The organism is Eubacterium maltosivorans, from assembly GCF_002441855.2.
Lineage (GTDB): Bacteria > Bacillota > Clostridia > Eubacteriales > Eubacteriaceae > Eubacterium > Eubacterium maltosivorans.
The window spans coordinates 2,543,472-2,555,303 of the sequence record NZ_CP029487.1; the positions used below are offsets into that span (position 1 = coordinate 2,543,472).

Annotated in this window: 11 protein-coding genes; 2 read left to right on the forward strand and 9 right to left on the reverse strand. The window is 44.9% G+C overall.

The features are described 5' to 3' along the window. Positions 1–2: 2 nt before the first annotated feature. Both CPZ25_RS12085 and CPZ25_RS12090 read right to left on the reverse strand, forming a co-directional pair. Complete coding sequence (locus CPZ25_RS12085) at positions 3–788, reverse strand: electron transfer flavoprotein subunit beta/FixA family protein (protein WP_096920544.1); 786 nt, start codon at positions 786–788, stop codon at positions 3–5. 183 nt (positions 789–971) lie between these two features. Then, entirely contained in the window at positions 972–2,324 is a 1,353-nt protein-coding gene (locus tag CPZ25_RS12090; RefSeq protein ID WP_396133255.1) for an MATE family efflux transporter, read from the reverse strand. Positions 2,325–2,463: 139 nt separating this feature from the next. On the opposite strand from CPZ25_RS12090, the gene CPZ25_RS12095 reads away from it, so the two are divergent. Further along, complete coding sequence (locus CPZ25_RS12095) at positions 2,464–3,612, forward strand: M20 family metallopeptidase (RefSeq protein ID WP_096920546.1); 1,149 nt, start codon at positions 2,464–2,466, stop codon at positions 3,610–3,612. Positions 3,613–3,677: 65 nt separating this feature from the next. On the opposite strand, the gene CPZ25_RS12100 is transcribed toward CPZ25_RS12095, so the two are convergent. The 7 genes from CPZ25_RS12100 to CPZ25_RS12125 form a co-directional block, all read right to left on the reverse strand. Next, positions 3,678–4,883 (reverse strand): ammonium transporter, encoded by a 1,206-nt coding sequence (locus CPZ25_RS12100; RefSeq protein WP_074618263.1) that lies wholly within the window; start codon positions 4,881–4,883, stop codon positions 3,678–3,680. Between the two features lie 455 nt (positions 4,884–5,338). Then, positions 5,339–5,890, reverse strand: a complete 552-nt coding sequence (locus CPZ25_RS12105; RefSeq protein ID WP_096920547.1) for a DUF1062 domain-containing protein — start codon at positions 5,888–5,890, stop codon at positions 5,339–5,341. A gap of 204 nt (positions 5,891–6,094) precedes the next feature. Next, positions 6,095–6,376 (reverse strand): CD3324 family protein, encoded by a 282-nt coding sequence (locus CPZ25_RS12110; protein WP_058693140.1) that lies wholly within the window; start codon positions 6,374–6,376, stop codon positions 6,095–6,097. 312 nt (positions 6,377–6,688) lie between these two features. After that, positions 6,689–6,826, reverse strand: a complete 138-nt coding sequence (locus CPZ25_RS20515) for a hypothetical protein (RefSeq protein ID WP_158577785.1) — start codon at positions 6,824–6,826, stop codon at positions 6,689–6,691. A 23-nt stretch (positions 6,827–6,849) separates the two neighbouring features. Beyond that, positions 6,850–8,022 carry a uroporphyrinogen decarboxylase family protein gene (locus CPZ25_RS12115; protein ID WP_096920548.1) on the reverse strand — a complete coding sequence of 391 codons (1,173 nt, stop codon included), beginning with the start codon at positions 8,020–8,022 and terminating at the stop codon, positions 6,850–6,852. Between the two features lie 22 nt (positions 8,023–8,044). Continuing rightward, entirely contained in the window at positions 8,045–9,457 is a 1,413-nt protein-coding gene (locus CPZ25_RS12120; protein WP_074618266.1) for an SLC13 family permease, read from the reverse strand. Between the two features lie 218 nt (positions 9,458–9,675). After that, positions 9,676–10,836 (reverse strand): uroporphyrinogen decarboxylase family protein, encoded by a 1,161-nt coding sequence (locus CPZ25_RS12125; protein WP_096920549.1) that lies wholly within the window; start codon positions 10,834–10,836, stop codon positions 9,676–9,678. Positions 10,837–11,079: 243 nt separating this feature from the next. Here CPZ25_RS12125 and CPZ25_RS12130 point away from each other — a divergent pair, with 243 nt between their 5' ends. Continuing rightward, the gene (locus CPZ25_RS12130; protein WP_096920550.1) at positions 11,080–11,736 is read left to right on the forward strand and encodes a TetR/AcrR family transcriptional regulator; all 657 of its coding nucleotides are present in this window, start codon (positions 11,080–11,082) and stop codon (positions 11,734–11,736) included. Positions 11,737–11,832: the final 96 nt, after the last annotated feature.

Consider the following 11,832-nt stretch of genomic DNA (forward strand, 5'->3'; position numbering starts at 1 on the left):
CCTTACCACACGCCCAGGCCTTCCAGGGTTTCGAACAGAGCCTTTGCACCTTCCTGGCCGTCCTTCGCGTCAATTCGGATGCCTGTATCCAGAACCGCTGGCGAAAAAGTCCCGATCACCTGGGTCGCCGAGCCCTTAAAGCCCACATCATCAGGGGTTAACCCAATATCTGCCGCCGATAACACCCGGATATCCGCACTTTTTGACTTCATTTTTCCCTTTATTGAAGGGTGTCTCGGCGCATGGGCTTTTTCTGTAATGGTGCAGACTGCCGGCAGTGCGGTCTGCAGGATTTCAACACCATCTTTATTTTCACGTTCAGCGGTCAAAACATAGTCCTCGACCTTCAGACGATTCACATAAGTGACCTGAGCATAGTCCAGACGTTCGGCAATGCCCGGACCTACCTGCCCTGTATCGCCGTCGCTGGCCTGCTTGCCGCAGAGCACCAGATCATAGCCGCCCAGCCTGTTTATGGCCGCAGCCAGTACGCGGCTCGTGGCAAGGGTATCCGATCCCTGCAGCGCGTCGTCACAGAGCAGAACAGCTTCATCTGCCCCCATGCCAATACACTCCCGAAGCGCTTCCTCGACCTGGGCTGGCCCCATGGATAAAACCGTTACCCTGCCTCCATGCTTTTCCCGAAGTCTCAGGGCCTCCTCCAAAGCATTTTTATCACAAAGGTTTACAACCGCGGGCACATCCTCCCGCAGCATCCGGTTTGTGCCCTTTTCCAGCTTAATTTCCGACACAGCAGGAACCTGCTTAATACATACAGCAACATTCATCTGATTACCTCCTTTTTTCAATCGGTTTTAAATAAAAAAGCAGCATCTTACGTGCAGCTCAAACAAACACAATTGTCAGGCATTTAACTTATAACATGAATATATTTACCCATTTGTTTGTATTTTATCCACTAAAAAAAGTCTCTGCAAATAAACACACATTTCGCAGAGACTTTTAAGCGGCTATTCTTCTTTCATTTTTGACCATACAGTGACCATCATGGTAATAAAGCAGGCTGCTCCTCCAATGAAATTGGAGATGGGCTCTGCCAGGAAAACACCATTGACGCCAAGGTTAAAAACCGTTGGCAGGAACAGGGTGAGCGGGATAACAATGATTGCTTTTCGAAGCAGCGAAAAGAAAATAGCCTGCTTCGATTTGCCGAGGGCAATGAAAACGGTCTGGCCTGAGAATTGCAGCGCCATCATAAAAAACCCGAAAAAATAAATATACAAAGCTGGCACACCAAGCCTTATGAGCTCCGGCTCACTGTTGAAAATATGGATAAAGGCCTGGGGCGTAAGCATCAGAATCAACCAGGCAGCAAAGGTGTACGCTACCCCGATGATGGCTGTAAACTGAATTCCCTTCCGCACTCTGCCGTAAGCCCCAGCCCCATAATTAAAGCCGAGTACCGGCTGCGCCCCATTGGTAATCCCCTGCACTGGCATGGTGAGCACCTCACGAATGGAGTTTAAAACGGTCATAACACCCACGTAAATATCTCCGCCATAAAACTGAAGACTCGCATTGCATACGATCTGCACCGCGCTGTTGGTGACCGACATAATGAATCCCGACAGGCCCAGCCCTGAAATCTCGCCGATCAGCGAAAAATCCAGCCTCATACTTTTCAGACTGAGGCGGTAGATGGCTTTCTTTCCTGTCAGAAAGCGTAAAACCCAGAGGGATGAAAGCAGCTGCGACAGCACTGTCGCCAGGGCTGCGCCCCTGACGCCTAAACCAAAAACAAAAATAAACACCGGATCCAGCAGAATATTGACCACCGCTCCCAGAGCCACGGTCATCATACCAATTTTCGCAAAACCCTGTGAATTGATAAAGCTGTTCATTCCCAGGCCGATCATCACAAAGAGACTGCCGCAGAGATATATTTCAACATAGTCGTTGGCGTATGGAAAGGTCTGGTCACTGGCGCCAAAAGCATATAAAATCGGCCTCTTAAAAATCAGGCATACGATCATGAGCAAAACGCCGGTGATGAGCAGCATGGTAAAGGAATTCCCCATAATACGCTCTGCCCTGCGGTCGTCTCCCTTCCCCCTGGCAATAGAGCAGAGCGGCGCGCCGCCCATGCCAAAAAGGTTGGCAAAAGCCGTAATGATCATGATAATGGGAAAGGTAAGTCCGAGACCTGTCAGTGCGAGTGTCGAGGCATCCGGTAAGTGACCGATATAGACGCGGTCAACCACACTGTACAGCACATTAATCAGCTGTGCGGCCATCATTGGAAAAGCCAGGCGCATGATATTGCCGGATATGCTCCCTTTAGTAAAGTCATTCTGTTTTTCCACAGGCATCCCTCCCATTATTATAAATATTATAACATTAACCCCGCCGAATAATTTAAGAATCTTTTATTGTTTTTCTTTTCATTTTAGAAAATTTATTATATAATATAAAAAGAATTTATTGAACCATTGGGAGGTTTTTATGAATACCATAAACGCGCAGACACTGACCCAAGAGCTTGTCCGGATCGACAGCTCCGATCCCGGCGCATACGAGGGGGCCATCGGCTGTAAAATTGCGGCGCTTCTGAAGTCGGCAGGCGTTCCTGTTGTCAAAGAAGAGGTTCTGCCCGGCCGCTTTAATGTCATGGGCAAAATCAAAGGAGAAATCGACGATCCTGCACTCATTTATATCTGCCATATGGATACCGTGACACTGGGCGAGGGCTGGAGCGTCCCGCCGCTCTCTGCCGAAATAAAAGACGGACGGCTTTACGGCAGAGGCGCCTGCGATATGAAATCCGGCCTGGCCTGCGCCCTTTCGGTTTTTCTAAAAGCTGCCGCTTCCGGAAAACAGCCGCGCCACTCCTTTATTTTCATCGGAACGGTCGACGAGGAGGACTATATGCGCGGCGTGGAGGCCGCCATTGCCTCAGGCTGGGTAACTGAAAATAGCTGGGTGCTGGATACCGAGCCCACAAACGGGCAGATTCAGGTCGCCCACAAAGGCCGCACCTGGTTTGAATTGACCGCTGACGGTGTAACCGCCCACGCCAGCACGCCCTGGAAAGGGGCGGACGCCATTGCCGCCATGGCAGAAATGATCGCCGCTGTACGGCAGGGCGTCGAGGCAACACCCCACCACCACGACCTCGGCCGATCCACCGTCACCTTTGGGCAAATCAACGGCGGCTACCGCCCCTATGTGGTCCCGGACCACTGCACGGTCACCGTCGACATGCGGCTGGTACCGCCTACCACCACTGCCGCTGCCGAAGTCATCGTAAAATCGGCCATACGCCGGGCAGAAAAACAGATTCCCGGAGTCCATGGACATTACAGAATCACCGGTGACCGGCCCTTTGTTGAAAAAGATGCGCACTCCTACCTTTTAAAAATGCTGAGAGAAAGCTGCGCAGCCGTAACCGGCAGCCCTGCCCAAGTCAGCTTTTTCCCAGGCTATACCGATACCGCCGTTATCGCTGGAAATCTGAACAACCACAATTGCCTCTCCTACGGCCCCGGTGACCTTGAGCTCGCCCACAAGCCCGACGAATCTGTTCCTCTGGCCGATATTGACCGCTGCGAAAGGGTGCTGGCCGATCTGGCAGACAGAATTCTATTTGCTTAATCGGTTTTTCAAAAAACAGCACCGCCCTGCCAATATTGGCAGGGCGGCAAATATATAAACAGATTTTACTCTGTCATTCCTTTTTCCTGATAATAAGCCTCGTCGATTCCGTCTGTCTCCAACTGCCCTGAAACCCTCAGCGGTGTAAAGCGGCCGATTATTTTGAGCATAATAACGGTTAGCACAAAGCTATAAATCATGACAATCGCCGCACCCGCAAGCTGTGTCAGCAGCTGCCCCGGATTGCCATAAATCACACCCGTTACAGCATTGATCGCAGGGCTTGCGAAAATCCCCGTCATAATAATGCCAACGGTGCCTCCGACTCCATGCAGTCCAAAAACATCCAGTGTATCATCCAGATTCTTTTTAATGCGCAGCTGAATCATTCCATAGCAGCACAGGGTGCCCACAACACCAATGATCGCCGCTGCCCACGGTTCCACAAAGCCTGACCCCGGCGTTATACAGACCAGTCCCGCCAGAGCACCCATCATTGCGCCGAGGACGCTGGGATGTTTTTCCTGTATCCAGCTGGCAATAACCCATGTCATAAGCCCAAACCCCGCAGAAATCTGTGAATTGGTGATGGTCATTGCCGCAATTTCATTGGCTGCCAAAGCGCTTCCCCCGTTAAAGGCAAACCATCCAAACCATAAAAGCCCTGCGCCAATAGCGACATAGACCATGTTATGCGGAGTATAATCACGTTTTTTTCTGCCGCCGACTACCAGCACTGCCGCCAGCGCGGAAAAACCCGCACTCATATGAACCACTGTACCTCCGGCAAAATCTGCCAGGCCCATCTGTGACAGAAATCCTCCGCCCCATACCCAGTGCGCTACTGGAATATAAACCAGAAGACTCCACAGCGTCAGAAATACCATATAGCTTTTGAGCGTCATACGCTCTGCCACCGCGCCACAGATAAGTGCGGGCGTCACCAGAGCGAACATCAGCTGAAAGATAAAAAAAGCGATAAACGGAATGGTCGGTGCCCAAATCTCAGAGGGTGCCAGACTGACATTCTGTAAAAACGCAAACTCCAGATTGCCGATTATTCCTGAAATATCACCGCCAAAGATCAGGCTGAAACCACCGATAAACCAAAGAACCGTCACGATGCCCATGGCAATAAAACACTGGAACATAATATCTACAATATTGCCCTTTCTCAGCAGCCCAGCGTAAAAAACAGCCAGGGCCGGTGTCATCAGGCACACCATAGCCGCACAGACAAGAATAAATCCTGTATCCGCAAAATTAATCATACTTCCCTTTTCTCCTCGTATATTATACAAAATTTATATTCAAGATTATCAGCTTTTACTTTATCTGTCAAATACGGGAATTGTAAATTTTATCTTTATAAATCTTATAACTATTTTTGTCAAATTTTCACTTTTCTAGTTCAAAGTTTAACTGCTTATTAATTTTTCTCATAAATTATCGTTTTCTGATTTTCCTGAAATTATTTTTTAAGGTATAAAAAATGATTTCCATGATTTTTATTATAAAATAATTTGAGGATTTTAGCTGTCTAATCCATTAGAAACCTTTCTGTTTATATTAAAAGCCTCCTTTTTTGTGCAAAATCGCATTTTATGACAAATTCCACTGTTTTTCTGAAAATTTTTATCCATTAAAATATGTGCCAACTGGCGCGAAACATAAAAAAGCGCAGCCGCAATTTAACTGCTACGCTTAAAATCCAGCTTCTGCTGCTTTACTCAAAAATAAGAACGGTTCCCTTTTTCAGCCTGCACTTTCGCATGTCCCTGCCCGAGCTGTCCCTAATCTTTCCCTCTGCGACCAATTGCTGATAATCTTTCTGTGACAGACACAGCTTATCCCTCACCAGCGCGGAAACCTTGACGGGAAACGGGTACTCGCTTTGTACCTCCACCTCCGACATTTCTCCAGATACGGGAATATCGCCTGAAACAGCATAACTTGGCAACAGGGCTTCGGCGCCGTTTCCTTTCAGAAATTGAAAGTCCACAGCGTACTGCCGGGCAAGTCTCTCATCATTGCTGTAAAAGCGTTCCAGCAAACCAGTGCTTAACGTCTGCGGTGAAACACGCGAGTAAACCGCCGCGTTCCAGGTTGTATCGCACTTTGTGCATTTATAAATCAGCCAAATATCCAGATATTTCCGCTGGGCGTTGACCCTAAATTGTCCTGAACAGATAAACTCTGCCTTTTTACCGCACTTTTTACAGTATCTCAACACCAAAGGCAGCCCAATAGGTCTTATATTCCAGATAAATTTTTTCATTGTCTGGCTCCTCTCTTTATTAATAAAGAAGAAGCCTAATAAGGTGGATTGTCACAAATTCTTTTCATCCTGCGCCTCCCTGATTCGTATTTCTTTTATGAATCCATTGTAGCATGATGCTTCCGCGTCCCCTACCTAATACTCTTTTCATAACTAAACATAAGAAAAAAGCTGATTCAGTCTGCAAAACTGAATCAGCCGTCATTAACCCTTATTCTCTTTTCTCAGCTGCCCGATAATTCTCTGGATACTCTTCAGGGACAGGAAGTACTTTTCCGCCAGAACCTCCATAGATGTTCCGGCCAGATAGTCTGTGTAGATACTTTTATTCCGTTCCTTTAATTCCTGGCGGGTCGAGGTTGATGCGCCCCAGACTTTTTTGTTGTCAGAAATTCTCGGAATATAAATGAACTCTCCATCAATATACTCCTGAATCTTTTCCAGCAGTTCCCGCGGCAGAATATGTGTTGCTTTCTTATAGCTCATTTTGCGCTCCTGATATTTTTTTCAAACGGGAACAGCAAAGCTACCGACAAGCATTTATTCAATTTATAAACCGTTGCGACAGCCCTGCCTACGCAACCATAACGATAGGATTAAGCATAAAACTTCACCCCTCCTTCTCCATTGGTCTTTTCCTGTCCAATTCTATCACAATCTAAAAAAAGACAAAACCTCATTCTTTTTTATTAAAGGAAAATGAGGTTTGTCTTTACGCTTAATATTATTTTATGTTTTCACACTCTAAACTATCTTCACCCTTTGACACTGCAAATATGCTTTCTATGTACTTCCCCATCAATTCTTAGTCAGGATAAAAATCAATTTATCCATTATTTTATCTCTCTCTACTTCCTGCATTTCACTATCTGTCTTTTCCTTCTTCAGACGTTCGAATAATTCTTTTACGGTATTATTTTTTTGCGTGCTTTCCATTTTTCCACCTCACAAACAGCTTTTTAGTAAGTTCCATACATCTTGACCGCCTCAATCATTGCCTTAATATTTTCAGGCTTTGCGTCTCCTAAAGTGAGAATCCCTTTGTCTGTGCTGATCATAAATCCGCCGTCCGCCGCGCAGTCGTCAATCATCCTTTTCACGCAATCCTGTACTTCTTTTTCGCTTCCGAAAGCCAAGAGGCTGATGGGAAGACCGCCGCACACACAAAGCTTATTGCCAAGCTTTTCTTTAAACTTTTTACAGTCGCCGTTTTCCTGTAGACAGACCAGCTTCCCATCATTATCCGGAAGCTCCTGGAGCAATTCATAGTATGGCTCCCAGTTGCCTTCCATAAACACCCCCACGGTATAGCCGCAGGTATTCATGGCATAATCCAGCTGTGCGCGGAAATAAGGAAAATAGAATTCCTCAAAATCCTTTGGTTTTAAAAATGGCGCGATATGTGTTGCGCAAAACAGAAAGTGTGCGGAATCTTCCCGCTTCCTGTATCCATCACAGCTGTTATGAATAAGAAAGTCGCTAAAGCTTTCCATGGCATGCTTCAGCTCATCCGGGTGTCTGCGGATGTCCGTCATAACTCCGGAAAAATCTCTGCAAAAATCCATAATGCTGTCTAATGGGTGGTTAATGGCTCCGTTTGACAGCACCGGGTAACCGTCTGCCTCAATGCGCATATTGGCTTCAATTGTTTTTTTCATATACCAGCCAAATTTATCAAAGGCCTCGCACAAGGCCTCGTAAGCCTTTCCGCTGGTCTCGTTGAGGACAGGATACTTTCGGGGCAGTAAATAATCCCGGAAATAGGCAGCTGGATCTTTTGCCAGCAATGGATACTCATCTTCATTCATAACATTACAGCTGAGATTCGACACCTGCAGCCCTTTTTCCGTTACAATATAATGCCCGCCTCCCAGCGCATTTGTCGCTGGAATCGGTACATTATTCCCCATGGTAAAGAATGCGTCAAAATCAAATTCTTTAGCCAGACGCGAATGAACATCATAGGTCAGCTCTGGCTTTGTATCATAAACCTCTTTGACGCTGTAGCCATAGTAGTTTTCTGCCCATGCATAAATATTCGCCACGACAGGCACCCTGTCCGGCACTTTTCTCTGAATTGCTTTTTCGCAGCGTTCCAGTCGTTTTTGATATCCGCTATTTTTATTTTCCATTTTAAACCTTCACCTCACGTAATTAAATAAATCCTACAATACTGCCAGCTAACGGGAACCATACCGCCATCAAAATAACCAGTATTACCTGAATAAGGGCGGTTGATTTCGGCATCTCGCTCATCTTGTAAAAACCTTTGGAATAGGTAATCATTGGAACCGTATCGAGCGGCAGTAAATAGGCATTGCCGGCACAGATGCCGAGAATAATCATCAGAATTGCGGGGCTGTAGCCGCAGTTTGCGGCTACCGAAATCATAGCCGGCGCTAAAACAGCGATGAACGCAGGAGCAACTGGAACAACGATCAGCATCGCAAAACCGATGAAACCGCAGATCGCTATAAGTACCGGTCCTGTGATACTCATTTGTTCAGGCATAAACGACGCAACCAGCCAGTTTCCAATCCCATTGGCCGAAATAGCCGTACCCAGTGTGAGTACAGTGCCGACCAGAAAAAACACCTGCCAGCTGACACTTTTTACAAATTCATCCCATGAGAGCGCACCAATCTTCGGCAAAAAGAGACAGAATAATCCGCACAAAGCTACCATTGTCACATTAAACACAGGAAACCAGGAACTGGCGATCCAGCATACCAGCATGATCAGTGTTACCAGAATAACGAATTTTTCCTTTATATCCATTTTGTCGTGTGTATTTAACGTATTGATATAATCCTTCAAACGATCCGGGTCCATGTCGGCCGGGTGGTAAACCTTAGTAATAATCAGCCATGCAACGGGAAGGATCACAATCGCAAGTGGAATTCCAAACAGCATCCACTGAACAAAGCTGACCGTAATACCCGTCATTTGCTCGAGCATACCGATAACCAGCAAGTTAAGCGATGAGCCGGCTGGTGTCATAACACCGCCAACCATTGCACTGACCGGAATGGCGATCATCAGCGCCTTACCAGTTCGCTTCTTTTCATCTTCATCTTCAAAAATATCAAGGAATCCCAACGCGATTCCCATAAAAATAGCTGTTGTCGGAATATTCGATACCATAGATGAAAACAGCGCTGTACACACCATAATCCCAAAGATAATCCCCCGGGTGCTCCCTTTAAGCAGCCTGATAATAACCAATAGAATTCGATGGGCAATCGGCATTTTTGCGATCGCTGCGGAAATCCCAAAGGATGCCAGAATAAAAAAGGTAACAGGGTTCGCAAATCCTGTAAACCCATCTCCAATACTTGGAACCGCTCCCAGCATGGGCATCAATATCAAAGTAATAATACAGATAACCCCAGCCGGAAAGGCTTCAGTTACCAGCAAAACCAGAAAGACCAGCAAAATACTGATTGTTCGCCAGCCAGCTACACCCAGATCTGCCGGTGCCGGCATAAAATACATAATAACGACAATTGCAGCGCTGACCAGCATGCCAATCATCTGCGTTTTTTTTATTTTACTATCCTGTTGCATTTTAGATTCTCCTCTTCATGCGTTCTATAAAAACAAACTGAAAATAAACCGGTATAAATCTTCTTCATAAGGCTGAACATATTGCGAAACATCAAATCCATCATCTGACTTCAGTTGAGATCTATTACGTTTACATTCTTCCTCATCATTATAATAATATGCGGGCTGCATGTGTTTTCACCTCCTGTTATTAGATCATGTATTTTTGTCCGCTTTGTTTAATAGCGTCCATAGGTTTTTACGGTCTCAATCACCGCTTTGAGGTTATCCGCGATTTTACCTTCTAAAGAGTATATTGTTTTATCTGTATTAAAAATATATCCGCCGTCCAGGGCAAGCACATCAAGCAGAGCCTTTGCCTTATCAGTACATTCTTTTTCGGTACCAGTCTGGAGCAGGGTGATCGGATATAATCCCGATATAATATGCTTATTCCCCAATGTCTGTTTAATTCTTTGAGGATCGCCGTATTCAAACTGAAACTCAACCCGGTTGCCGAGTTCACCCAGATGATCAATTTTATCTCCCCAGTCATGTTCTACAAAGGCCTTTACCCCTACGTTTTTCTCAGCGATATAATCCATTAGTTTTTTAAAGGTTGGCCACCAAAATTGATCAAAATCTTTTGGGCGCATGAACGGAGCCATATGCAGCGGTATAAAGGTTCTTGAATACCGGGAAGAGCTCGGCACAACCGCTAATTTCTGCATGTGCGGCAGAACTGCATCACACGCCTTAAGCACCTTTTCCGGATATCTTCGTATATCTTTTGCAATGCCGCTAAAGGAACGAATGAAATCCGCCAGAAAATCAAAGGGCGCCTCGGTCATTCCTCCCGCTGGAAAAGCAGCAAACTGATATTTTTCAATCATCTTCGCCATGGTTGCTCCCATGATCGCACTTGTTCTGTTCTTCGCATGAAAAGCCTGGGCTAAATTCAGCGCCTTTTCATCTTTGCTGGCGTCCAGCCCTTCATAAAGCCGTGGAAGAAGTTTTTCAACCATACATTTGTATGGTTCTTCAATAAAAAGGTCATATTCCTCTGGTTCCAGGCAATGTATTTCAGGATGCTGCATATATCCGGATTCACTCATTATAATTGCCTTTGAACCAAGCAGCCAGTAATGAGCTGGATTTCTCAATGTTGGCATAATCGGTGATTTATCCGTGTTAAATTCCTTACAAACCTTATCAAAAAACACCTCGTAAAGTTCTGTATTCCACTGCGCTTCTTTCAGTTCAAGACCGGAATATCGAATTGCCGCTTCCCATGAAACCGACACCTCAACAGGAACCCGTTTGGGAATTCTTCCCTCATAAACGTCTTGAAATAATTCTATCCGTTCAGCCTGACTTTCTGTGAATTTTCGTTCTCCCATTTCTCCTCCAATTTAGGCTTTTTATTATTTTCACCTATTTATTTATAATTAAATTATACCTATATTTCTTATTTTGTCAATATCTTTATATTTTTTCTTAAAAAGCCTATTTTAAGAATGCAAAAATAAGTTTTTCTGGGCATTTTCTTCAAAATTTTATGATAAATTATGGATAAATATAGTAATGCTGTAGTATAATGGGCTTAGACAAGTAAAAGAAAATTTGGAAAGCAGGCTGAAAAAATGGCTGTATCAAAATCTAAAAGAGGTTTAAAAACCCAAAAGTTAATTCTTCAAACAGCAAAAGAATTTTTTTATGAAAAAGGCTATGAAAAAACAACGATAAAAGAAATCTGCGAAAAAATTGATATTCGGACGGGTAATTTGGCGTATTATTATAAAACCAAAGACGACCTTGTCAAAGCGATCTATGATGATCTTTTTTTAGAGTCCTATACCTTTGTATCAACTCATCTTGAGCACAAAACTTCCGCGCTCGAAAGAAACACGATCAACAGTCTCGTCGACTTCCGCGCAAGGCTCAGGGATAAAAATACGACACGGTTCTATTTAGATAATCTGAAAAAAAAACAGCTGTCCCTCTATCTTGACAATAATTTAATCCGTTTTGTAAGACAATTTATTACTGAATTAAAACTTGATATCTCCGAAAAGGAGCTCCAGGATATTCTGTACGCCGAGTATGGTTTGCGCCGCGAACTTACGATCCGCATGATCGAAAATCCAGAGGAAAATGATTTTTGGGATTACTTTACAACGATCAATATTTTCAGATGCCGGCTCTATAAAATTGATGAAAATCTGATGCGCGCCTTCTTGTTTAACGCAATGGAGTTTGAACGGAAGAACGACTTTTCACAAATCCGGCTATTGATTTAAAATTTTCAGCTGTGGTCGGATTGCTCTACAACAATCGAGAACTCTATCTCTTTTAAAATAATACAAGCCAGCATCTTTAGATGCTGGCTTGTATTA